The sequence below is a fragment of the Chitinophagales bacterium genome (genome assembly GCA_019694975.1).
Lineage (GTDB): Bacteria > Bacteroidota > Bacteroidia > Chitinophagales > UBA10324 > JACCZZ01.
Window position 1 is genome coordinate 54,084 of the sequence record JAIBAY010000010.1, and the last position, 25,280, is coordinate 79,363.

General features: G+C 47.5%; 14 protein-coding genes. 6 read left to right on the forward strand and 8 right to left on the reverse strand.

The features are described from left to right. Window positions 1–394 precede the first annotated feature (394 nt). From K1X61_15120 to K1X61_15135, 4 genes are all read left to right on the forward strand, one after another. On the forward strand, window positions 395–1,900 hold the full coding sequence (locus K1X61_15120; protein ID MBX7109979.1) for an NADH-quinone oxidoreductase subunit M: 1,506 nt from the start codon (window positions 395–397) through the stop codon (window positions 1,898–1,900). A gap of 136 nt (window positions 1,901–2,036) precedes the next feature. Continuing rightward, window positions 2,037–3,446, forward strand: a complete 1,410-nt coding sequence (locus K1X61_15125; protein MBX7109980.1) for an NADH-quinone oxidoreductase subunit N — start codon at window positions 2,037–2,039, stop codon at window positions 3,444–3,446. 12 nt (window positions 3,447–3,458) lie between these two features. Further along, entirely contained in the window at window positions 3,459–3,872 is a 414-nt protein-coding gene (locus K1X61_15130) for a hypothetical protein (GenBank protein MBX7109981.1), read from the forward strand. Between the two features lie 87 nt (window positions 3,873–3,959). After that, entirely contained in the window at window positions 3,960–4,685 is a 726-nt protein-coding gene (locus tag K1X61_15135) for an oxidoreductase (protein MBX7109982.1), read from the forward strand. A 140-nt stretch (window positions 4,686–4,825) separates the two neighbouring features. On the opposite strand, the gene K1X61_15140 is transcribed toward K1X61_15135, so the two are convergent. From K1X61_15140 to recO, 8 genes are all read right to left on the reverse strand, one after another. Then, window positions 4,826–11,542: a PKD domain-containing protein gene (locus K1X61_15140; GenBank protein ID MBX7109983.1), complete on the reverse strand. Its 6,717-nt coding sequence runs from the start codon at window positions 11,540–11,542 to the stop codon at window positions 4,826–4,828. Window positions 11,543–11,572: 30 nt separating this feature from the next. Beyond that, the gene (locus tag K1X61_15145) at window positions 11,573–11,887 is read right to left on the reverse strand and encodes a hypothetical protein (protein MBX7109984.1); all 315 of its coding nucleotides are present in this window, start codon (window positions 11,885–11,887) and stop codon (window positions 11,573–11,575) included. A gap of 201 nt (window positions 11,888–12,088) precedes the next feature. Beyond that, on the reverse strand, window positions 12,089–12,820 hold the full coding sequence (locus tag K1X61_15150) for a LytTR family DNA-binding domain-containing protein (GenBank protein ID MBX7109985.1): 732 nt from the start codon (window positions 12,818–12,820) through the stop codon (window positions 12,089–12,091). Between the two features lie 105 nt (window positions 12,821–12,925). Further along, window positions 12,926–15,742, reverse strand: coding sequence for a histidine kinase (locus K1X61_15155; protein MBX7109986.1), 2,817 nt, complete (start codon window positions 15,740–15,742; stop codon window positions 12,926–12,928). Window positions 15,743–16,736: 994 nt separating this feature from the next. Then, window positions 16,737–16,874: a hypothetical protein gene (locus K1X61_15160; protein ID MBX7109987.1), complete on the reverse strand. Its 138-nt coding sequence runs from the start codon at window positions 16,872–16,874 to the stop codon at window positions 16,737–16,739. 23 nt (window positions 16,875–16,897) lie between these two features. After that, complete coding sequence (locus tag K1X61_15165) at window positions 16,898–17,401, reverse strand: SlyX family protein (GenBank protein ID MBX7109988.1); 504 nt, start codon at window positions 17,399–17,401, stop codon at window positions 16,898–16,900. Between the two features lie 64 nt (window positions 17,402–17,465). Continuing rightward, on the reverse strand, window positions 17,466–18,755 hold the full coding sequence (locus tag K1X61_15170; protein ID MBX7109989.1) for an MFS transporter: 1,290 nt from the start codon (window positions 18,753–18,755) through the stop codon (window positions 17,466–17,468). Further along, window positions 18,756–19,484, reverse strand: coding sequence for a DNA repair protein RecO (recO, locus tag K1X61_15175; protein ID MBX7109990.1), 729 nt, complete (start codon window positions 19,482–19,484; stop codon window positions 18,756–18,758). A 73-nt stretch (window positions 19,485–19,557) separates the two neighbouring features. On the opposite strand from recO, the gene K1X61_15180 reads away from it, so the two are divergent. Together K1X61_15180 and mfd are read left to right on the forward strand one after the other, a co-directional pair. After that, window positions 19,558–21,753: a YfhO family protein gene (locus K1X61_15180; protein ID MBX7109991.1), complete on the forward strand. Its 2,196-nt coding sequence runs from the start codon at window positions 19,558–19,560 to the stop codon at window positions 21,751–21,753. Then, window positions 21,746–25,186: a transcription-repair coupling factor gene (gene mfd / locus K1X61_15185; GenBank protein ID MBX7109992.1), complete on the forward strand. Its 3,441-nt coding sequence runs from the start codon at window positions 21,746–21,748 to the stop codon at window positions 25,184–25,186. Before K1X61_15180 ends, mfd begins: the two co-directional genes overlap by 8 nt. Window positions 25,187–25,280 lie beyond the last annotated feature (94 nt).

The following is a 25,280-nucleotide window of genomic DNA, read 5'->3' on the forward strand; positions in this document are numbered from 1 at the left end:
ATTGAAATGTCATAAGCAGAGAAAGCACCACAAGACCTGTTCGGCTATTGGCTAAAATACGAGGAATCGTGATAGCAGGAATCATTACTGCCATTCCAAAATTGATTTCTTTTTACCGACAGTGGAATAAAATCATTTTGATACACCGGCGGGTTTATCCAGGCATGTAACCATGGCAAATGAAAACGATGCTGTACAGGTGCACCGTTCTGCAGATATAGTTACCCGCATTTTTTTCATATTAAGAAAGAAACGAGTGTGATCGAAATTATCGGAGACAAATCAGTATCGCCGGTGAATGCAAGCATTTTGCAATGACAATGCATTCATAAATTAATGAGTCAAATTCAATTCGCCTTTCTTATTTTGCCAGAGCAAATTTTGCCTGTTGTCCATGAATCTTTCACTGCTCCTGATATTGCCGCTGCTGACATTGCTGGGAATACTTTTTGGCAAAGGACTTAAGCAGGTGAGAATAATTGCCCTTGCCGGCGCCACGTTACAAATAGCCGCCGCTAAAATCCTGCTGTACTTATACTGGAAGGAAAGGGCTGCAGGCAATACCGGACAAATGCTTTTTCAATCAAGCTATGCGTGGTTTGCACCGCTGCATATCAACTTCCATTTGGGTGTTGACGGCATTTCCATCGCCATGATACTGCTGACGGCTTTTGTAGTATTTGCCGGCATCCTGGTTTCATGGAGGGAAGAGACGATGAGCCGCGAATTTTTTTTCCTCCTCACCCTGCTCGCCGCGGGAGCATATGGATTTTTTATTTCGCTGGATCTCTTTACCCTGTTTTTCTTTCTCGAAGTGGCCGTGATACCAAAGTTTCTCCTGATTGGTATATGGGGCAGCGGGAAGAAAACATACAGTGCCATGAAACTTGCATTGATGCTCATGGGTGGTTCCGCACTGGTGCTGGTAGGGTTGCTTGGATTATACTACAGCACGGCAGCAGCAGGTGGATCATACAGTTTCGATTTGATTCAGATTTCCCAAATGAATATTCCGATCGAAACGCAGCGCATCTTTTTTCCATTTGCATTCGTGGGCTTCGGCATATTCACGGCTTTGTTTCCTTTTCATACATGGGTGCCCGATGGCCACTCTTCAGCACCTACGGCAGCATCCATGTTCCTTGCAGGCATTTCCATGAAGCTGGGTGGATATGGCTGCCTGCGTGTGGCCACCTATCTTATGCCGCAGGCAGCACAGGAATATTCATGGCTCATTGTTTTGCTTGCCACCATAGCCATCATCTATGGCGCCTTCGCCACCATGATGCAAACGGATCTTAAGTATATCAACGCGTACTCTTCGGTTAGTCATTGCGGCTTCGTGTTACTTGGTATCGGCATGCTTACGCAGACCGCCATCACCGGTGCTGTGATGCAAATGGTTTCTCATGGATTAATGACAGCCCTTTTCTTTGCTGCCATCGGGATGATATATTCCAGGACGCATACACGGATGGTTTCACAATTGGGTGGCGTGATGAAGATCATGCCTTTCATTTCTACGGTGTTTGTCCTGGCAGGACTTTGTTCTCTCGGGCTACCGGGTTTCAGCGGCTTTGTGGCAGAGATGACAGTATTCATGGGATCATGGCAAAGGGCGGATGTCTTTTACCGTATTGCAACGGTGCTTGCCTGCGCATCCATCGTTGTAACAGCAGTTTACATTTTGCGTGCCGTTGGATCAGCAATCATGGGGCCATTGGTCAATAAAGAATTCCTTGTGCTGGGCGATGCAGACTGGAATGAAAAGCTTGCCGCAGTAGTGCTGCTGGCAGGAATTGTTGTTATAGGCGTTGCGCCGTTTTGGCTGAACGACCTGATTCAGCCCGGCGCAGAAGAGATCATGCATAGTTTGGGAAGAACGGTGATGCTGAAATGAAAAAAGTACGGAGTGATATTTTTCATGTGGAGAAAAATTCAGCAGGGTATGAAATCAATCATACAGAGGCACATTTCGAACCCGGTTTTGAAATAGGTAATCATAAGTTGACTGTCATTCAAACAGGAACATCTTGATGGAGGAGTTTTTTATTTTAATGAAATCAGAGCTGATCGTATTGGTCATCATGTTCATCCTGCTCATTATTAAGATCAGCAGTGATGAGATGAAAAACGAAAGCCTGTTGCGCCTGGTTAATATATTACTGCTGCTGAATTTCATTGCCGGTTGTTTTTTCAACAGAACCGGATCACTCTTCGGCGGTATGTTTACTACGGGGACACTGATTGCATTTGAAAAAAGCCTGCTCAACCTTGGCACCCTGCTTATTTCCCTGCAGACTTATGACTGGCTGAAGAAACACGAGCACGTAAGTGAATTTTACCTGTTACTGCTGTCCACGCTGGTTGGTATGTTCTTCATGATTTCAAGCAATAACCTGCTGATGTTTTATCTCGGGCTTGAACTGTCGGCCATTCCATTAACCGCGCTTTCCAATTTCGATCTTGAAAAAAGGCGTTCTTCTGAAGCGGCTATGAAGTTTATCATGTCGTCGGCATTCTCTTCCGGAATGTTATTGTTTGGCATTTCCCTCCTTTACGGCACTACCGGCACATTGAATTTTGCAGCGATTTCCGGTGCCCTGACCGGAAGCCCGTTGCAATTGTTGTCCTTCATTCTGTTACTGGCGGGTTTTGGATTTAAAATATCGGCGGTACCATTTCATCTGTGGACAGCCGATGTTTATGAGGGATCACCCGTGTCAGTTACGGCATATTTGTCTGTGATATCGAAAGGTGCGATGTTTTTTGTGATGGCATCCGTGCTCTATATTGTATTTAAGCCATTGGCAGCAACCTGGTATAATATGTTGTTCCTGCTTGCTGTGCTTACCATGATTACGGGAAATCTCTTCGCCATCCGACAAAACAACCTCAAACGATTCCTTGCTTTTTCATCTGTTGCACAAGTGGGATTTATATTGATCGGCTTGTCGGGCAGCTCGCAGGAAGCAACGGCATCGGTCATCTACTTCATCATGATTTACATTTTCTCCAATCTGGGTGCTTTTGGTGTAGTAACGCTGATAGCTTCCAAAACGGGAAAGGAAAGTGTGGAAGATTATCGTGGCCTGTATCATTCAAATCCGTGGCCGGCACTGGTGCTTACGCTTTCTCTTTTTTCGCTGGCGGGAATTCCACCCACGGCCGGGTTTTTCGGAAAGTTTTTTCTTTTGATGGCCGGTGCGGGAAAAGGAAATTATCTGCTGATAACAATTGCCGCACTGAACATGGTGGTTTCACTTTATTATTACCTGCGCATTGTGAAAGCGATGTTCATGGATACCAATGAAACACCGCTTCAGAAACTGGAGATCAGTATGCTGCCTCAAATATCATTGTTGCTATGCGTGGCAGGCCTGCTGACGATCGGATTCTCTACAACATTGTATGATTACATTTATGCATTGAGCCCCACCTTTTAATGAAAGCGACAGATGGCCATCAATAAAAACCATGAGTTTGAAGATCTGGAAGGTGTGAAATGCGCTATAGTGGAAAAGAATGCCGCCCCTGCGCGCATTTCCTTTTTAAAGGACCTGCTGGCCTTCAATGGTTATGCAGTAGTTGTGGTTAAATCTCCTCCGCCCAAAGCCGCCGCCGCAAAACCGGCAGCTGCCACCGATGTTCCTGTAACGGCCGCAAATTCCGGCGAGGCATTGCCAACGCAGCCTTCACCACCCGAAACATATACCATCGGCGTAACGGATGTGATGTTTAATGCCACGAATGCTGTTTTTGGACGATCGCTGAAAACGGAAAGCGGCCACATCGTAACGCTGGCCTATTGGCTGCAGCAGGAAAAGCAGCCGCATGATGAAATACCGTATTTTGAAAACAAAGCGGGTTAGCCTGCTTAATCATATTCCCGGCTTTCCAAAGTGAACATTCTTTCGCGAAATACAGTTATCTGCTATTATCATAAAAAGTGACTGGATATGGCATTGGATAAATGGTATACCGCCGTGGTGACGGGTATCACTGACGTTACTGAAAACACAAAGCGATTCTTTTTCAAAGTGCCGGAGCTGGAGGTCTTTGATTTCATTCCCGGGCAGTTTATTACCGTTGACTTGCCAATACATCATAAAAAAAATCATCGCTGGCGCAGTTACTCGATAGCTTCAACGCCTGATGGCAGTAATTGTTTTGAATTGCTGATTGTGCATGCTCCCCACGGACTGGGCACTAACTATTTATGGAAAGAGCTTCATAAAGGTTCTGCATTATTATTTAAAGGCCCTGCCGGCAATTTTATTCTACCACCGGAGATGAAAGAAGACCTGTGCCTGATTGCCACCGGCACGGGCATTGCTCCTTTTCGTTCCATGCTGCTCGACCTCGAAAATCACCCGCGGGCGCATAAAGAGATGCACTTGATTTTTGGCTCACGCTTCCTGAAAGACCTGCTCTATCGCGAAGAACTGGAAGTGTTACAACAAAAAGTGGAGGGGTTCCACTATCATATCGCCCTCAGCAGGGAAACAGCGGCATTCACCGGCCATAAAGGATATGTACATGAAGTGTATGAATCATTGTTCTCCGATAAGCGGCCCGCACAGTTTTATTTATGTGGATGGAAGAACATGGTTGATGAAGCGCGCCGCCGGATTATTGCCATGGGATATGAAGACAAACAGGTGCGCCTTGAATTGTATGGCTGAAAAATATGCCTGAAGCAGCGGATGAATTATCGTTAACCGGAAATTTATACTCCGCAAAGCAGATTTATGACTTTCCTTTAGGGATAAAAAAACCCTCCTGCCGAAGCGACAGGAGGGGTTAATTCAGTGAAGCATATTCATCATCGCATGATTATCACCTTCGTTAATCCACTGCCTCCTGTTCCATTGAACCTCACGAAATAGATTCCTTCCGCAAGGTCGCTTACATCCATCTCAATATCTGTTTCAGGACCGGTCCATGATGCGCTGATTTGCTTACGTGCAATACCTAATCCATCATACCAGCCAATGACACCGCTTTCCGTATCAGTTGATGTGATGTGCAGCGTCACTATGCCGCGAGCCGGGTTAGGCGTTGCCTTAAGCTGCACGGTTTCAATCACTGCCTTTTCACCGCTGCCATCAGCCGGTGTTCCGAAAGCAAGTGCGGGGTTCTTCACCTTGAAGGTAAAGGTGCAGGTACCGCATGACTGACCGTTGCAGGTAGCCGTGATCACTACAGAATAGCTGCCTGTTGTTACCGGTGTGAATGTTACCGGCAGCGAGGTGCCGCTCTGAATGAGCACTGTTCCTTTGTTTATCACCCATGAATAGGATGCATTGCAGGCCGGCCCGCCCTGGCAGGTATAGGCGCCGCCTACGGTAATCGGAAATCCTAACTTCGAGTTATAGGTTGTTCCACATGCCTGATTGATGTAAGACACATTACTCGTGGTAACATCAAACGGAGCCCACGCGCCGCAATTACAGTCTTCCGTTACATAGAAGGTCATTGAACAACTGTCGCAGAGGTTACCACCGCAATAGCCATACAGTTGCAGCGTGTAGCTGCCGGCGGCATTAAACGTAAATGATGGCAACCCTGTTCCTGATGAAGGAATGGCACCGGGCAGGCTCCATGTAATTTGCGACTGGCAGACAGCGGGATCACCGTTGCAGCCAAATCCGCCGGAAGTGAAGTTATAGCTTGTTCCCGTTAGCACCTGGTCAAACTGAGCGCCGCAATACATAACACCCGTGCTTGTGATGCCACCGGCTACTATATCGGCAGTAAATGTTGACCAGTGACCGCAGGCACATGGCTCTTCCACTACAAATGTAATCGTACAGGAATCGCAGATATTGCCTCCGCAGGATGCATACAATTTAAGAACATACGTGCCGGCTGTATTCAGTGTAAAGACAGGCAATCCTGTTCCGGATGAAGGCGATGCACCTGCAATGTTCCACGATATATTGGAGGTACAGGTGGCATCGTTGCCGGTGCAGAAATACATTGGTGTTACGAAACTGATAGCAGCACCGGGCATCAGGTTAGTAAGCATAGCCCCGCATTCAATGAGCTGTGTATTGGATGATCCGGCGGGAACAGGGTCAACATGAATCTCAAAAATATCATCCCAATGGCCACAGGCGCAGGACACATCGCAATCCGGTATAGTAAAGCATACGGTATCTACGGCATGGCAACAGCAACCGATGCTGTCAAGTAAAGTGATATGGTAGCATATAACAGAGCCGGCGGGTAATGCAGTATTAAAGGTAAAGGTCTGTGTGTAGCTGCCTCCGGGCGCAAGCGGCGGGTAGAAGAATACCAGCGGGAAGTTGTTGAGCATTCCTGTTGGGTTCATGTAATCAATCACGGCCTGGCTGATCGGATTAGGGCTGTTATTCGTGAGCGTAAAGCTGTATTGGTACGTTCCGTCGCCCAGGCAGATGATAGTATCTTCTACCGTGCCACATGGATTCAGTGGTTCTGAGATGCAGTAGAATTTAAGGGTATCGGAACAGGCAATGCTATCGTCGCCCATGGAATTTGGGGTCAGCCAGTTCAGCACCACAATCTGCGGTGAAGGCGTTCCGGGAGCCAGTGACAGGCACATCGTGAACAGTCCGGGCGTATTCCCGGTAGGAATGAAACCAACATTCGGCTCATAAATCACCGTCGAAGCATTATTCACCGGAGAATTCCATGATCCCGTATAAGCGCCTCCCAGGTACGTGGACCCAATTGTGGCGCCCACGGTAATTGGCGTAACCTGTATTCCTGAAAAATACCCTCCGTTGTAATTGTTATACAACGATACGGTTTTGCAGCAGGATGAATCTTCATCGGTTGAACTGATGCTGATGTTATCACACGGCACACAATCCGGAATGGGGATGCAGATAGAATCGTAGCAACAGGTATCACCATAGATCATGATGGAATGCAGGCAGAATTCCGCGGGTACCGGCGAATTGGGCGGCAAACTCAGTATCAGTGGAGTGGCAGGGAACCAACCGCTTGAGCTGTTTGGCGGAAGATTGAGGAACTGGTAATAATAACTCAGTCCGTTTACCATGAACGGTGACGTGAAATTATTCAGCATGATGGAAGCTGACTGCGTTGCATTGAGGTTGTTGACATTCAGCTGGAAAGAATAGGTTCCATCAAGGTTACACCAGATCGTGTCGGTCATCTCGTAGCAGTGTGATGAGTCACAGCTTCTTGGTGTATATTCAAAGCTGGTGCTGTCGACACAGCCATAGGGCGTAGTGGCAATCAGTTTTATTACATAAGCAACTCCGTAGTTGGGCATGTTGCCTGGATTCAATCCAAGATCCTGAAGATTGCTGACGTTCACGCCATTGATCTGCCAGTCATACATAATCATCCCGGGAGGTCCATGAATGGTATCTGCCACAGGGCTGATACAACCTGAATCGCAGCCAATCGGCAGCAGGCTCAGGTCAGGTAGCGGAAAGATGACTACATTATCACTGGCCGTTGCCATACAACCGCTTGCAGGATCTGTAACGGTTACCGTATAGAGCCCACTGCTGTATACGGTAATAGCAGTGGTGATGGCGCCGGTGCTCCATGCATAATTTACGCTTGGGGGCAGACCAGTAGCCGTAAGTGTTACGCCGTTAGGTGCGCAAATACCACCGGGACTGGAATTGGAAATGGTAACAGACGGTGATGGGTTAACGGTGATTGTAATGGCAGCGTTCGACTGGCACATTGTAACGTTATCTTCAGCAATCGCATTGAAAGTGTAGGTTCCTGCCGGCAGCATACCCGGTGAATAAGTGGAACCGGTAGCCAGGTATGTAAAGGTGTTATCATACCACTTCACGGTATATCCCGCACCAAGCCCTGAGCTGAGCGTTATTGGCTGACCCGAGCACAAAGGCTGCGGGCTTGCCGAAAGTGTCAGGACAGGTAAAGGATTCACCACAATTGAAGCGATGTTGCTTTGAATGATACAACCATTCATATCAGTCACCACGCAATAGTAGTTACCGGAAACGATTGCCAGGTGCATTGGAGAAGTTTCGCCGCTGAGCGCTGTTCCGTTCAGGTACCATTGATACGAGGCATAACCCGGCCCGGCATCGAGCAATACAAAACCACAATCCGGTGAATTGTATAGCAGGTTGAATGGCGGCGGCGGAATATTAATATTTACCGTTCCGGAAGCTGTAGTCGTGCAGCCTGCACCACTGGTAGCTGTTACCGTCACATTATACGAAAGCGGACCTGGAGGCGGGAAAGTATGTGATGGACTCGAAACGGTTGAAAAGCTGCCATCGCCAAAGTTCCAGTTCCAGCTCACGATGGGCGGACTGGAACCCAGGTCGAAGCCGGAAAACTGCACCGGCGCATTGCAGGCACTCGTTACAAAATTTGCAGCAATGTTCGGCGCATTGATGGTTACCGGAATAGTAATCTTTGCCTGGCAGAGGCCGACAGTGACGGTGAGTGTCACGAGGTAAACGCCGCCGTTTGGATAGGTGAAGGAAGGATTTTGCAAAGTTGAAGTATTGCTGCCGGGATCACCGAACTGCCAGAACCATCCGCTGATGGAGCCTGAAAGGAAAGTGGAGAGATCGGTAAACTGAACGGTGGAACAGTTCACCAGCGTACTGAAGTTGGCAGCAACAGGCACCGTCACGTTCGTACAGGCTGTTGCACCCGGATCGCAGGGCGGATTACCGCCGAAAGTATAGCACACCTGGTAGGTGCCCACCTGTGAATAGGTATGCATTACCGTATTTCCTGATGCGCCGGGTGAACCATCTCCAAAGTTCCATACCGCAGTACCCGCGCAATTGCTATTGGTCACAAAAGTGAAATCATTGCAGATGGGAACGCCTTGTGTTACCGTTGGCGGATTTGCCGTACACACCGGATTTCCGCTGTAAGGACAAACATCATTAGTGCAATGCACATAAAATGAATACGTAGACGTCGGGCAAGCCAGGTTGCCCGGATTAGGAACAGTAACGGAATAAAGTCCCGGAACAACAGTACTGATCGTCTGTGTAGTTTGTCCACCAGGGCTCCACGTGTAACTAACCGCTGCCGGTGAGGTAAGCGTTGCGGGCGATAACAGGTCTCCGGTTACGATGTCACAATTGCCGCCATCCACACAGGTAGGACATGGTGCTCCGCATCCGCAAAGGACTGTATGCGTTTGCGTTTTTATGCAACCATTGGCAGAAGTAACGGTAACGGTATAGGTGCCGGGCGTGGTTACAGCGGTCGAATAAGTGGTGCTGCCATTCGACCATAAAAATGTATAAGGGCCATTTACTGTTTGCAGCGTAACGGCAGGGCTGAAAAGTCCGGTCAACGGATCGCATGACCCGGTTGCAGGGCCTAAAGGATTTGAAACGGTTGGTTCCGGAAATGCGGCTGCTAATGCATAGGCTATTTTCGAGCAACCATTCGCCCCGGTGGCAACAACATAATAATTTCCGGGCGCTACATAAGGCGTAGATAACGGACTGCCCGATCCAACGGGAATGCCATTGGCGAGAAACCATGCATAGCTGGTACCGCCCGTAGCAGTGAGCGTGACATTGCTTCCAGTGCAACCGCCGGAAGCGGCAGCAGTAGGTGTAGGCAATGGCAGAATATTGATGAGCGGTGTTGTGAAAGTGCCGGTCAGGTTGCCACAAATTGTTTCTGTTATGGTGATTGTGGCATTGGGCGGACTGATGACAAACCACTTGATATCAACCGTGGTGGTGGTCTGATTCACAATCACGCCGGCATTGGCTGGTGAGATGGTGATGTTAACCGTTGAACTGCCTGGATAAGAGAGTGCAATGTTGTAGGTAGTATTCACATCAGGACAGGCAGAAGACGGGCCGGTGATGGTGGGCGATGGAGTGGAATATCCATTCACCGTGATGGTGGTGGATGGACCTGCACAGCCAATTGAACTCACCGGAGTTACGGTTATGGTGCCGGTAGAAAATGTATTCGGGATATTGGCTGTTACCGGATTGGCGGATGCATTGCCAAAGGTTATTCCTCCCGTTGAAGTCCAGTTATAGGTGACGCCGGGACCTGAACCCGCTGCCGTGTAGTTATAAGGTGTTCCCGGGCAAACGGTCGGATTTGGTGTGATGGTAGCCTGTAAAGGTGCGGGCATTACCACCACCGTTAATGTCTGTGGCGGGTTGCATGCAGTGTTCGGGACGGAGGGCACCGCTGTAATAACGTATGTTCCTGCTGTCGTAAAATTCAAGGATGCATTCGGGCTGTTCAGCACGGTGCCAACGGATGGAGATGTCGTCCAGTCACAATTGAAAGGCAAAAAATTCTGCAAAGCTGAAAAAGTGCCACTGGTATTTTCGCACACGGAATCCGGTCCGGAGATGCTGTACTTATCCAGCACATTGATGGTGATGATTCCATCTCCTTCGCACTCCAGCACATCATTACTCATGTGACAGGTGAGTACATACGTGCCTACACAAGGGAAGTTGATGGTCTGTAAATAAGCCGGTGAGCCGGACGGTAACGTAGTGGTGTTATTGGTGCAAGGTTCTGTCAGCGTCCAGGTGTATTGTGCGCCTGGAATGATAGGTGCCGAATAGGTGTTGGTTGCGGGAGAACAAACAATAGTGGGACCGTTAATGGTAAAAGGCCCGTTGGGCATGATGGGTATCGTTGCAACAGTTGCAACAGGGCAAGTGGCCGGAGTGCACAGCGTGGTGGCAAGTGAAAGAGATCCTGCAGGGCCTGCTCCCCAGTTTACCGTCACACAGGTTGCATTGCTGGGCCCCTGTATGGTGCCGGTGCCTCCGAGGATAGACCAGCTATAGGTACTGCAAACGGCATTGGTACAGTATTGCACACCTTGTGTGCCGCCACATACCGGTGAGATGCAAAAAATATCGGGCCCCGAAGAAGAGTCGACAGTAACACAGTATTGCGCAGTATCGCTGCAGCACGCACTGTGGGCAGTCAGCATAACAGTATAAGTGCCGGGTGTCGTGTATGTATGACTTATGGTGCTTCCTGTAGTGGTGGTGGTGAAGCCATCACCGAAGTCCCAGTCGCTGCTTACAATGTTGGCATAGGATCCTGTGCTGTTAAAATTGATGGTGGTGTTGTTGCAGATTTTGATGCAGCCGTTTACGATCGTAAGGCCGGGGTCATAACCAATGACAGCCGTGACGCCGGGTTCTACAATCACACATAAGTGTGCAACGGTTGGATTGCCGTCGGGGCCTTGTATCACTACAATCACCTGGTAGGTGCCCGGTGAATTCCAGGCCACGGTTATGGTCTGTGTTCCCTGTCCGCTCAGTATGGTTCCATCGCCATTGATGTTCCATTTGATATCAATGCCCTGCCCATCCGTAGTATAATCAACAGTATCACCCAGGCAAACATGGATACAATCCTGCCCGGTGCCACCACCCACTGATCCGGCATCGCAGGGATAGGTCGGATTTTGTGTGATCTTGGCTACATATTGTGCCGCGCTGAATTGCTGGGCACTTATCAAAACAATGATAGCAGCTGTAAGCCGTAGGAAAAATTTTTTCATACTGTTGGAATTTGGGGTTTGTAAAATTTTTTATGCTGAATGATTGTGTGAATGGTATGCGAGCACTACCGGCAGCCCTACTTCACGGCTGTCTCTGACGCCGCGAATCCTGTATTCCCAGGTCTCCTCCGATTCATGATCGTCAAATGGTGAGTTGACAGCCGTGGCAATAAATTCCCAGGATTCACTTGCTGATTTACGTTTGTAAATATTCACGGCATCCGCGGTTTTCTTGGTGAATCGAATCTGAATGTATTCTTTCATGGAAATCAGCGCCACCTCAGGTTGATAGGTTTCCCAGTTTTCATTACCGTCATGATCAATGATTATTTTCGGTTCTTTCATCAGAAAAATAAAAATACGTGGACAGCGTACGTAGCAAAAGCCGTAACTCATATATGTCGGGCTTTAGCTGATAAGTGTCTGCGTTAGACAGGTAAGTGTAATCAGGGCCGGATGGCTGTCATCAATAGCGGTTTGCCCGCCAGGGAATACCGGCGGATTGAACAGGTAAATGAAGATAATCAGCAGGAAGCCGGCGCGCGCTTACATCTCTGTCAGCTTCTTCAGAAAATCATCCTTTCGTCTTGCCGACACATCGAGTGATTTGCCGTTTTTCATGACAACATATCCTCCGCTGCCTTTTACATACTTGCTGATCTGATGAAGCCGTACGATGTGGCTGTGGTGAATCCTGAAAAAGCCCAGCGGCTCCAGCAACTCTTCATATTCTTTCAAGGGCCTGGAAACAACATGTTTCTGTCCATCGGTGGTGTGCAGGACTGTATAACTTCCTTCCGCCGACAGAAAAACAAGATCGCTTATATCAACAAATGCAAATCCTTCCAGCGTAGGCAGCGCCAGGCGTTTCAAAGCGCCGCTTTCCGGCGTCTTCACCAGCTGATCGATCCGCTCGGTCTGCGACTGCTGCATGGCTTTTTCTACCGCCGATTTAGTTTCTTCGATGCTGATGGGTTTTAGCAGAAAGTCAACGGCAGAAAATTTGATGGCAGGCAAGGCATAATGATCATATGCCGTGGTGAAGATCGTTTTGAACGGCCGCTGATCAAAGTGCCTTAAGACATCAAGGCCGGTGCCGTCCGACAACTCCGCATCGAGGAAAACCAGGTCTGGTTTTTTTTCTTTGATGAGTGCTATCGCTTCGCCGACGCCGGCGGCCCTGCCATTAAACTGCATAGCGGGAAAATGCAGCATCATAATCTGCAACAATACATTTGCGCCATGCTCTTCGTCTTCCACAATAATAAAGGAGAACATCTGCAGGGATTTTTGAAGCGCATGAAATATAGTTTAATTATTAATGGAGTTGGCAGGCAAAAAGGAAATTTGAAATTACGGGGCGTATAAGTTTGTCCAAAAGCTTCATGACCCAATGGATAAGGGAAACCTGAAAACCGTCTTTAGCCCTGCAGGATTTCCGCCATCATGGAGATCAAAAACCTCCATGGTACAGGGCCATTGCAATGACTGATTGAGAATTTTTATACGTTCCTCTATGATGGCCATCGCCAGTGAACTGCCTTTACCATTTTTCTCGGTAACACGGCCGGTACCATTGTCGGTGATCTCACAGCAGATATCATCACCTTCCTTCATAAAGCGGATCGAAAGCTTTCCCTTGCGCTGCAGGTTCTTGAATCCATGCCGTATGGAATTTTCCACCACCGGTTGCAGCAGCATGGATGGAATCATCAGTTCATCGGTATCCATTTCACTGCCGGTGATAATCTCCCAGTCGAAGGAACAATTGAAACGCAGTGATTCCAACTCAAGATAGGTTTTCAGCAACTCGCATTCTTCATCAACGGTGACTGTTTTTTTGCGTGATTGCTGCAAAACAGCGCGGATCAGCTTTGCAAATTTTGCCAGGTACTCATTGGCTTCTTCCGTTTTGTGCTGAAAGATAAAATCCTGGATCGCGTTGAGCGAGTTGAATATAAAATGCGGATTCATCTGCGACCGCAATGCTGCAAGTTCCGCTTCAATGGATTTTCTTTTCTGTTCTTCCTTCTGCAATTTGAGTGTATAACGGTAGCGAAACAGCAGTACACCGCTTGCTGCAAACAGGAAAATGATCAATGCATAAAACAGGTTCGTCTTCCAGAATGGCAGTTGAATGGTGAAGGTGAGTTGCAATGGCTGCTTCGACCAGTTATCTGTTGTTGTAGCCGCCTGTACTGTAACATGGTATTTTCCGGCAGGCAAAGCCGGTAAGTCCAAAGTGGAATTTGTTGTGTATTGCCAGCCGCCATCATTCTCGCGTAACTTGTAACGGTATGTAACGGCGTCGGCTTCCCGGAAACTGATGCCTGAAAAAGATAACTGCATATTGTTTTGCCGGGAATCAAATTCCAGGTCCGGAGCTATCGTGACAGGCATGCTGTTTACCGTGAATGAAGAAAGGTAGATCGGGACACTTTCAATTTTTTTCAGTTTGCTGTTAACGGGAAAAATCTGCAGGCCTTCATCCGTCGCTATCCATATCATCCCGTCTTTTACGAGGAGCGCATTTATTTTCTCTGAAGGAAGACCATCCTGTTTCCTGAACCGTGTAATCTGAAAGCGGCCGTTCTCCATTTCTTTCAGCATGATAAGGCCGGCATCTGTTCCGGCATACACCACATGGTCATCGTCGACAAAAATGTTTCGCGCAGAAATTTTTTCTTCCGGCGCTGTCATGATCTGCAGATGCTCGTTTTCAAGCATCAGCAAACCATTTTCTGCCGATGCAATCCACAGCCTGCCTGTCGCATCCAGCCGGAGATCGTTTATTCTGCCGGCAAGTGCAGGCAACTTGTCTCCCATATACTGAATTGTCGTATCGTGCAGCGTGTACAATCCTTGTTCTGTGCCCATCCATAACTTGCCATCATCGTCTGCCGCAACGGCATAGATTCGCTTATCGTGCGGAAACTGATACAGTACCGATAAACGGGTTTCATGCAGCATAGATAGTTTTTGACCGCCGCCGAGCAACAATGATCCATCACGCAGCTGTGCTGCGGATTTTGTCCATCCGATCACTACCCTTTTCAATGGCCTGAATTGTGCATCCGTAAAAATCAGTTCATTATTGGTGATGCATTGCCAGCGGTTATTCCCTCCCGGAAAAATATTTACCGGATAACCCCCGGTTTCTTCGGGAGGCATCACCACAATATGCCCGCCGGGGAAACGGATGAGTTGAATATTGCCATTTGAGAATCCGGCGATCGCGCCTTCCGGATGGTTGGCCAGCACGATGGCATCATTATTCACTAAACCATCCTGCAGATTCAAAAACCGGATATCAACGGAGGGAATCATGTAAACACCATCACGCAGGGGAGCAATCCATGTATTGCCTTCGCTGTCGGTAAAAACATGGCCGCAGTATTTGCCTTCCAGAATCTTCAGCTGATGCGCTGTATCCAGCATTTTATTGCGGAACAGCCGCGCTCCGCTCTTCGACATCAGCCATAGGTTGTTGTTACCGTCTTCTTCCACGCTGTTGTATTCAGACAGGGGATTCTGCTCAAAACCGTATGCCGTATCTGTTTTATTGCCATTGTAGCGCACGAAACCATTGTCACCCAAAATCACACAGGCGCCGTCAGACAACATAAAGCCATGAATGATATTTGCAGGATAATGTTGTGGCGACGGGGTTACTTTGCCACGGCTAAAGATAGTTGCGCTGTCTCCGGTAAAAAGCAAAAGCTGACCGGCCGTGTCCATCTTCACTGACTTTAAACCGTTCAGGTAATTGAAGCCGGTTAAATCGAGCAGGGTTTTTTTGGAGTAACGTTCAACCGTGTCGCCATTCACCGCAATAAATCCATCGCTGTTGGAAACAAGGTAAACGGTGCCTTTTTTAGAGATCAGTACTTTGCAGAAAACGGAATTCAACTGTGTTTGCGCGGCTACAGCGGAGTTGCCTTCATGGTAGAATTTTCCATGTAGGTAAAAGGAAGCTTTTCCGTTGAAGCCAAGAAACCAGATTCTTTGCAGGTGATCTTTTCCGAGCCGGATGATTTCATCATCTGCAATGCCATCGGCTTTTAAAAAATTCACGAAGTGTTTTCCGTCAAAGCGGCTCACCCCATGATCCGTGGCAAACCAGATAAACCCGTCATCATCCTGCAGCACATCATACACCACATTACTGGGCAAGCCGTCGGCGGATGTTAAATGCTTCATGTACACGTACTGCGCGCGGCAGATGTTGCCGGAGCAGCAACAAAAACTTACCAGGAAAAGGAGGCGAAGCATTACGGAAATATACTACTTCGGGCATACAACCTGGATGAGGTTTCCCTATAGAATTTTTTTCAGATAAAGTAGATTTGAAGAGAATATCGAATATCGATTAATGATTTTTGATTTTAGAATTCATCCTTCGCCGTTTCATCCAGATGGCTTTTTTGTATGAGCGGTGGACCAAATCGGTGATTGAAATGCGCTGTATGAAGGGGTGGAAATGAAAAACCTTTAATTGAAGATTTTATACAGAAGTACAGCGAAAAGAATCGAATCAACTAATCTGGAAGTATGAAGAATGGCTTGAGTTAAAACGTCATCTCCATCCATGGAAAATGCAATTACCCAATCATTGAAATTAATGCATCTTAAATGCATGCGATGGAATGTAACGTTGTTACAAAGTTTGATTGCAGCAGTCTTAATAAGTCTTTGATGCATATGCGTTTCATATCTTTCCAACTATCTGATTCCGACACCTGACGTGTTTTTTGCTTCAACAAAATTTACAATGCCTGTTAATGCAATAAATGCAGTGATAGCATATTTAATCTGCATTTAAATTCTTTCGAATTATTTGATGAGCATCCTGAATTGATATTTTCCCGCTTTTGCGAGTACTTTCAATAAGTGCTGTCAGTTACAAATCGGTCAGCGGTTTACCTGGCCGGAAATGATTACTGCTTTCTTCATCAATTACCGATAAGCGAAGGTTTAATTGCTGGGCAAAATCAATACGCCCGGAAAGGTTTTCGCGGCTTGTATTTTCTTGTTGCAAAAGCATATTGTAGATCTATGATGGCTAAATTGAAAAACAAATTACTGATCGGCTCTTCTTGCCGACTACAGAATACTATCAAAGAAACCGCCTCCCGGTCAGGAGGCGGTTTCATCATTAATAAAGTTAGCAGAATATCACCATTAACCCGTGCACTTAATGCGTAACCACCGTTTGTTTGCTTTCGATCTCTTTGCCATTTACAGCAATCAAGTACAAATAACTTCCGGCACTCAGTTCATTGCCATTGATCACTTCTTGTGTAGCTCCTGAATGGATAGAATAGCTTTTCAAGGTTTTTCCGCTCAGGTCATTGATCAGCAATTGTGCATCCGTAATATCAGCGGAAGGGAGAAGCTGATAGTTGCGTTTTGAGAGAAAGGATTGGGTGCGATCTGGCCGAGTTGAACATTATTGACAGATGAAGTCATCTTCGTTGATTTCACCGGAGCGGTTGAAAACATAGCCTTCATTTCAGCAATTTCATTTTTAAGTGTTTCCACCTGGCGTTGCAATGCATCCACCTGTGCCTGTTGTGCAGCATGTTCAATATCGCTGCCGTCAGATTTCGAAGAAGAACCGCAAATGGTTCTATCAACCAGGATCACTTCACCGCTGCTATCAACCGCAGGGAACTTATTGCAATCAAAGTCATTTGGGGTAGCGGTTGTAGGTGATGCCGCAGAAAGTTGCGTAAATCTCAATCCGCTTTTCGCAGCAGCGCCTGAATTGATTTCCACCTTATCGTTTGGTGCAGATGTTCCTATACCAACATTGCCTGTACCTTTCTGAATGAGAAAGCGGTCAGTGTTATTCGCCATGATATACGTATGACAAACGACACGACTGATCAATAGTCATAAGCTACTGCTGAATCCTGGTGCATCACGCATTTTCTGTTGCAGGATAAAATTTTGTAGAAAGCAGGTACACTGCCACGAGCAGGCTGCCCGCGGCACTTGCGAGGAAAGCGGCTTCCGGTGAAACAGCATACCAGATGAATCCGGTCAGGCTGCTGGCGATGAAAGCAAAGATGGAATTCCATCCTGCATAAAATCCGATAGCGGATGCTGTTGCTGTTTTTGGAACAATGTTGCTGATGAATGCTTTGGCAACACCTTCCGTGGCAGCGGCATATATTCCGTACAGAAAAAATGCAAACACCACCACAACATAACTTTCAGCAAATGCCATCATTGAATACACGATGCCAAACAGCAGAAGGCCGGTAATGATCACGCGCTTCAGTCCCAATGTATCGGCAAGTCTGCCTGCCGGGAAAGCAAACAATGCGAATACCAGGTTGTAAAAAATATAAGCGAGCAATACGGATGAATCATCTCCTGCAATTTCCTTTGCGCGCAGCAACAGGAATACATCAGAGCTGTTGATGAGTGCGAAAAATAGCAAACCAATCATAAGTTGCCGGAATGCAACTGGTGATTTTTTCCAGTAAAAAAATTTTTCCGCAAATGAACTTCGTTGCGTTACGGGGAGCGTTACCTGCTGCTTTTCCTGAATGATAAACGTGAGCAACACGCTTAAGATGGCCGGCACAAAGGCAAGGAGGAAAAGCGTTTTATAATCTTCCGGATAAAAATGAAGGTAGATTAAAGCCGCCAAAGGGCCCAGTGCAGCGCCTGCCGTATCCATCGCCCGGTGAAAACCGAATACCGTGCCTTTATTTTCCGGCATCGTTTCATCTGAAAGCAGCGCATCTCTTGCACCGGTACGAACACCTTTTCCGAAACGATCCATTGTGCGCGCTGTAAATATCCAGACGGGAAAAGTGAACAGCGACAGCATCGGTTTTGAAACCGCGCTCAGCAAATAGCCGAGTCGCACAAACGGCATTCTTTTACCTGCCTCATCCGACAGTCTTCCAAAATACATTTTGCTCAGCCCCGCAATGGCTTCGGCCAATCCTTCGAGCACGCCGATCAATACCGTGGAAAAACCAATGGATTGTAAAAACACCGGCATTACGGGATACAGCATTTCGCTGGAGATATCAGTGAATAAACTGACGAGCGATAAGACGAGGATGGTGCGGGTGATGACTTGCTTCACGTTTCTAAGGTAGGAAAGAAAGCTGGGGCCTGCATTGTTAGAATGGCATACTACACTTATCACTTCTTTTGCATGGCTTTCATCAGGTTGCCTAATGAAGTTCATTCAATTTGTCCTGAACACTTCTTCTAAAACCTTCAGCGATTTAGGCATAGAGAAATTAGGCACATGCAATTGATAATACTGCAACATCGCCTCCAGCAGTAACCTTCGCATGGCAGCCGGAAGCGCCGCGCCGGTGCGTTGCATGAAAAGCGAAAGTTCTTTCGATAATTGTGCATCCAGCGTATTCGGCAGCCCGTTGCCGGAAGCAATGAAAATGCCTTCGCGCAGGTTGAAATACGGCGCGTGCTCCGTACTGCTTCCGTTTGGATGAAATCCCAGGTACACGGACAGTTCCAGCAGAAATTCAACGAGAAACCCGGAAGGTACCGACCCGCTTTCATCAAGCGACTTTATCTTTTGAAACAGGAAATGAAACAACGGTTCATTGGCTTCTTCTTCATGTATGCATTTGCCCAGTATTTCAATCATGAACAAGCCAACAGATCCTTTCACCAGGTTAAACGGAATTGACCGGAAGACAACCGCCGCCTGCATCTCTTTAATACGGTTCAGGTTACGGTGCTCGCGGTGATAGACTTCCATATCGAGCAACGATAATGACTGCAGCAGGCTTGCCCGTGTTCTTGACCGCGCCGACCGCACGCCATTCACGATATAAGACTGCAAGCCGAACTTCTCCGTATAGATTTTACTCACCACGCTGGTTTCGGAAAACTTGATGGTTCTGAATACGATGCCTTGTGTCTTTTGCAGCATGATGATTTTCAAAAGTACAACGGCGGTTTCATTTTCAGGGTACTTCCTGTACCTTCAATCTGTCACAGGATGACGGATTCCATTCATGAAGTTCCCTTTACATCAAAAGACAGCCGGCGCCATTCCTTACCTGTTACTGGTGATCATGCCGTTTATTATTTTCTGGCCCCTGTGGCTGCATGCGCAGGCGATGGCTTATGACATGGCCGATTATTTTTTGCCGTACCGTTATTTCATCGGCGAATGTTTGCAGCAGCACCAGTTTCCGTGGTGGAATCCATATACAGGAATGGGTGTGCCAATGGCGGCAGATCCGCAAAGCGGCATTTTTTATCCCGTCACCTGGCTGACCGGATATTTTGCCGGTTACGATTTTTTAATCATCAATATCGAATACCTGTTGCACTTAGTGATAGCAGGTTGCGGTATGTATCTTTTGTTGCGGGGATCGAAATATACCGTGATGATCTGCCTGTGGCTGTCATGGTCATATCAGTTTTGTGGCTTTTTTGTAAACAACGCCCAACATTATTCATGGATCATCAGCGCCGCCTGGCTGCCTTATATCTTCCACTATTACAGGAGACTGGTTTTATACGGGCATTTTTCAGATTGTGTAAAAATGTCATTGTCGCTTTTTTTGTTTACAACAGGCGGCTATCCTGCCTTCCTTATTATCCTCGGCTATCTGCTCGGAGGTCATTTTTTGTATGAGCTTGCGCGTAATTTTTTCCGGAAAAAAAGCAAAGCAGTTTCTCACCTGTTGAGATGGAGCGGTACAACACTCGCCGTTTACTTAGCACTTGCAGCCCCGTACATTTTTTCTTTCCTGCAAGGCATACCGCTCATGACACGCGGCGAAGCGCTTGTAAGAGGAAATACCAGCTTCAGTGCTTTCACGCCGCAAAGCCTGGTCACCTTTTTCTTGCCGGCAGTTCCGTTGGGGCAAAACGGTGTCTTCCAAACCGATACTTCGATGACCAATATTTACATCGGCCTCACGGCACTGCTGTTTTTCTTGCTGGGTATCGTGTACTTAAGGCAGAAGGCTGTGCGTGCCGGCATTATTATGGCCTTCCTCTTTTTGCTGATTGCCTTCGGTGATGCGCTTCCGCTTTGGCCATTGCTCTTCGACACTGTTCCGTTCTTCGATCATATTCGCTTTCCGGCAGCCTTCCGTTTGTTTGCCATCATCGGTTGCCTGCTTTCTGCGGCAGCAGTAATGATGACGGAACAATCTACGAGATCGAAAAAACTACGGATTTTTATCGTCACTTTTATTTTGCTGCTGCTGCTGCTATGCACCGTTGCAGTATATTACAACACCAATTTTTTTGCGCCGCGAACATTTTCCACCGCCGGATTACTGAAGTTCTTTGGCGAAAGCAGCGCGGTGAACAACATGGTCTGGCAATCAATCCTGCAGCTGATCCTGCTGCTGGCATTGTTGGCTGTGTTTTTTTCAAAACAGCAATGGCAAAGCCGCAACTGGTATAGCATGGTCACACTCTTGCTACTGCTGGATTTATTTATCGCTTCCCGCATCAACTTCACCACCATCATGTCGAGTCCGTTTGCTTCAGGGGAGCTGAATAAAAAACTATCAGCAACGCCTGCAGGACTGCCGTTTTGGGATGCCATGTCTGCGACGGAAACCACCAATATCGGTGACGGCAGCTTTGCACCTGCTTACTTCAATAATAACCTGTTCAGGAAACAATTTTCAAGAGATGCTTATTCTCCATTTGTACTGAAGCTAAAACGGGATCTCGATCATTCACCGGTGAGTGAGGAACTGATGGATCGCCCGGTCATTTACATTAGCGGCACCCTGCTACAAGTTCCGCCGAACTCATCCGACAGCGTTCGCTTGATTAACCGTCATGCAGTGCTGGTAAATGATGCCGTGCTTCGGCAGTTGCCGCCTTTCACGGCAGATTCACTGGCGTATGATATCCGGCTTACTTCATTTTCCGCAAACCGGCTGATGGCGAATGTGCATACTGATCGCATGGCGCTGCTCGTCCTGCAGCAAACCTTTTACCCGGGCTGGAAGGTGATGGTGGATAATAAACCGGCCAATCTGCTGATTGCCAACTTTTCCATGATGTCGGTGCTGTTGCCTGCCGGCAGTCACCGCGTGGAGTTCCGGTTCGATACAACATTCACGCAATGGCTGTTGCTCATCAGCACGTCCTTGTTGCTGTTATCGTTGCTCTTCGTTTTTTTATACAGCGTGAAAATCATTGGTGTCAATGCTTTAAATTCGCCGCGTGAATAAGTCGGAATTGCTGCAACAGTATGTTGCAGATGAGCGGTTGACAGGCATCGCATCCGGGTTTCATCCTTCTTCAGTTATCAGTCATCCGCAGCCAGGCGGAGATACACAAAAGATTTTGTTGGGGGAAGAAAGAGGGAATCCTCTGCGCCTTCATCTAAAAGGGCTGGCAGGTTCATCCGCTTCACTCGTGGCCGCGGCATTGCATCAGCTGCTCAACAGGCCATTTGTTTTTGTGCTGAATGACAAAGAGGAAGCGGCCTATTTCCAAAATGATTTACAGGAATTTATGGAGAAGAAGGAAGTCCTCTATCTGACGGATGCCTTCAAGAAACCAGGCCATTTTGATGAGCTCAACAACAGCCATGTACAGTTGCGGACGGAAGCGCTGAACCGTATCGCGAATTCACCCGCCAGGAATGAGTTGCTGGTTACTTACCCGGAAGCATTGATGGAGAAAGTGGTGAACACGCAGGCTTTGAAAAAGTCAACCATTCTGATAAGAATGAATGAAAGGCTGGATGAGGATTTTATGATTGAGATGCTCATCAGCTACGGTTTCAGCCGCACCGACTTCGTATATGAGCCCGGACAGTTTGCCATCCGCGGAGGCATCATAGATATTTTTTCCTTCGGCAATGAATTACCCTATCGCATAGAGTTATTTACAGATGAAGTGGAATCCATCCGGGTATTTGATCCGCTCACACAGCTGTCGCAGAAGAGAATAGCACAGGTCACCATTGTGCCGAATATTCAAACCCGTTTTTCGGGCGCGGAGAAAATCTCTTTCCTCGATTTTATAGGAGAAGACAGTGTGCTTTGGTTCCAGGATGTGGCCTTTGCCCGCGATCGCATCAAAACCTGCTTTCAAACAGCCGGTGAATTACTCGGCCGCTTAAAGGAAACATTACCGGATGAAGATGAACTGATCGTACAGGCCACGCCGGAAGAATTGTTTTCCGAAGAGACCGCGATGATGCAGTCGCTTGAAAAATTTCCCGTCATCGAATTCGGCAAGCAGTTTTTCTTTGAAAAAGATGAATGGCTGCAGTTTAATATGGAACCACAGCCAAGCATCAACAAAAATTTTAACCTGCTGATCGGCTACTGGAAAAAGTACCGTGATGAACATATTGATATTTTATTGTTTTCTGATAATGCCAACCAGTTCCGCCGTCTCGATTCCATTCTCGACGACCTGAAGGCCAATGTGATTTATCATCCGTTTCCTTTCGCTATCCGCGAAGGGTTTATTGACAGAGAACGGAAAATCGCCTGCTATACCGATCACCAGGTATTCGACCGCTATCACCGCTATCATCTCAAACAGGGATTTTCAAAAAGCAAATCACTTACGGTGAAATTGCTGCGGGAGCTGCGCCCCGGCGATTTTGTCACGCACATTGATCATGGCGTGGGTGTGTTCAGCGGACTGGAAAAGATGGAGGTGAACGGACAGTTGCAGGAGGCCGTTCGCATCGTGTACCGCGACAATGACCTGTTGTATGTCAATATTCAGTCGCTGCATAAGATCAGCAAATACATCGGCAAAGACGGGACGCCACCACGCATCAATAAACTGGGAACGGATGCCTGGGAGGCGTTGAAAAGGAAAACAAAATCGAAGGTAAAAGACATTGCCAAAGACCTGATTGAGCTTTATGCAAAGCGCAAAGCGACCAAAGGATTTGCCTTCACACCGGATTCCTATATGCAGGCGGAACTGGAATCAAGTTTCATCTATGAAGACACGCCCGATCAGATGAAATCCATCACGGACATCAAGCGCGACATGGAAAGAGAATTTCCCATGGACCGCCTCGTCTGCGGTGATGTGGGATTTGGTAAAACAGAAGTGGCCATACGTGCTGCATTCAAAGCCGTGGCGGATGGTAAGCAGGTGGCTGTACTCGTTCCCACCACCATTCTCGCCTTGCAGCATTTTAAAACTTTCGGCGAACGGCTCGCTGATTTTCCCTGTACGGTGGATTATATCAACCGTTTCAAGTCGGCCAAACAGCAAAAAGAAACGCTGACCAAACTGCAGGATGGGAAAATTGATATCATCATCGGCACCTCGGCACTCATCAGTCAGCGTGTTAAGTTCAAGAGCCTGGGCTTGCTGATTATTGATGAAGAACAAAAATTCGGCGTGGCAGCCAAAGAAAAACTACGGCAGCTGAAAGCGAATGTTGACACCCTTACCTTAACGGCAACACCCATTCCGCGCACCCTGCAATTCTCACTGCTCGGCGCGCGCGACCTCTCCATCATCAATACGCCACCGCCCAACAGGCAACCGATTGAGACAGAGCTGATGGTATTTGATCCTGATAAGATTAAGGAAGCGATAGATTTTGAAATCAGTCGTGGCGGACAGGTTTTTTTCATTCACAACCGTGTGAAAGACATTGGTGAAGTTTCCGCCATGCTGAAAAAGATTTGTCCGGATACCGACATCACCGTTGCGCACGGACAGCTTGAAGGCCACATTCTCGAAGAAAAAATGATTGACTTCATCGAACGGCGCTATGATGTGCTGGTTTGTACAAATATTGTGGAGTCGGGGCTCGACATTCCCAACGCCAATACCATCATCATCAACGATGCGCAACATTTCGGATTGAGTGATTTGCATCAGTTGCGCGGACGTGTCGGACGGTCTAATAAAAAAGCGTTTTGTTATCTCGTGACGCCGCCATTGTCAACGCTTACCACCGATGCACGCAAGCGACTGAAAACAATTGAAGAATTCGCTGATCTCGGCAGTGGTTTCCAGATATCAATGCGCGACATGGACATCCGGGGCGCGGGAAATCTATTGGGTGGCGAACAAAGCGGATTTATCGCCGACATCGGCTATGATACTTATCACAAAATCCTCGATGAAGCGATCCGTGAATTGAAACATACCGACTTCAGGGAGTTATTTGCCGATGAAGTAAAAGCGGAAGAAAAGTTTGTGCGCGACTGTATGATTGATTCGGATGCGGAGATGCTATTCCCCGACAGCTATGTTTCCAATATCAATGAACGGCTGGCACTTTATACAGAGCTGGATAATATTAGTGATGAAGAAGGGCTTAAGTTGTTTGAACAGCGGCTGCGCGACCGCTTCGGGCCGGTACCCAAAGAGGTGAAGGAATTATTGGATGGCGTAAGGTTACGTAAACTCGCGCGGCAACTTGGATTTGAACGCCTGCAGCAACGTAAAGGCATCCTGAAATGCTATACGGTGGAAAATCCCGAATCCACATATTACGACTCTGATATTTTTGCGCGTGTGATGGGATTTGTGCTAAGGCACCCCAATCGATGCAGCATGCGGCAGATGGAAAAGAATATGCTGCTTACCATTCAATCGGTGAGAAACATGCACCAGGCAATGGAGGTGATGGAAAAGATGCTGGAAGTGGACAATGTAACTTCCTAAGCAGGCCTGTAATGTACCGGGGAATTTATTTCAGCTTTTGTATAATCAGCAGTAGATTCCATAACAGGTACTCAGTGCATCTTGCCTGTTTGCA

Bases quoted from the DNA above. Each gene is read 5' to 3' on its own strand.
- K1X61_15120 (MBX7109979.1), top strand. From the start codon at position 395: ATGAATCTTTCACTGCTCCTGATATTGCCGCTGCTGACATTGCTGGGA.
- K1X61_15125 (MBX7109980.1), top strand. From the start codon at position 2,037: ATGGAGGAGTTTTTTATTTTAATGAAATCAGAGCTGATCGTATTGGTC.
- K1X61_15130 (MBX7109981.1), top strand. From the start codon at position 3,459: ATGGCCATCAATAAAAACCATGAGTTTGAAGATCTGGAAGGTGTGAAA.
- K1X61_15135 (MBX7109982.1), top strand. From the start codon at position 3,960: ATGGCATTGGATAAATGGTATACCGCCGTGGTGACGGGTATCACTGAC.
- K1X61_15140 (MBX7109983.1), bottom strand. From the start codon at position 11,542: ATGAAAAAATTTTTCCTACGGCTTACAGCTGCTATCATTGTTTTGATA.
- K1X61_15145 (MBX7109984.1), bottom strand. From the start codon at position 11,887: ATGAAAGAACCGAAAATAATCATTGATCATGACGGTAATGAAAACTGG.
- K1X61_15150 (MBX7109985.1), bottom strand. From the start codon at position 12,820: ATGTTCTCCTTTATTATTGTGGAAGACGAAGAGCATGGCGCAAATGTA.
- K1X61_15155 (MBX7109986.1), bottom strand. From the start codon at position 15,742: ATGAAGCATTTAACATCCGCCGACGGCTTGCCCAGTAATGTGGTGTAT.
- K1X61_15165 (MBX7109988.1), bottom strand. From the start codon at position 17,401: ATGGCGAATAACACTGACCGCTTTCTCATTCAGAAAGGTACAGGCAAT.
- K1X61_15170 (MBX7109989.1), bottom strand. From the start codon at position 18,755: ATGAACTTCATTAGGCAACCTGATGAAAGCCATGCAAAAGAAGTGATA.
- K1X61_15180 (MBX7109991.1), top strand. From the start codon at position 19,558: ATGAAGTTCCCTTTACATCAAAAGACAGCCGGCGCCATTCCTTACCTG.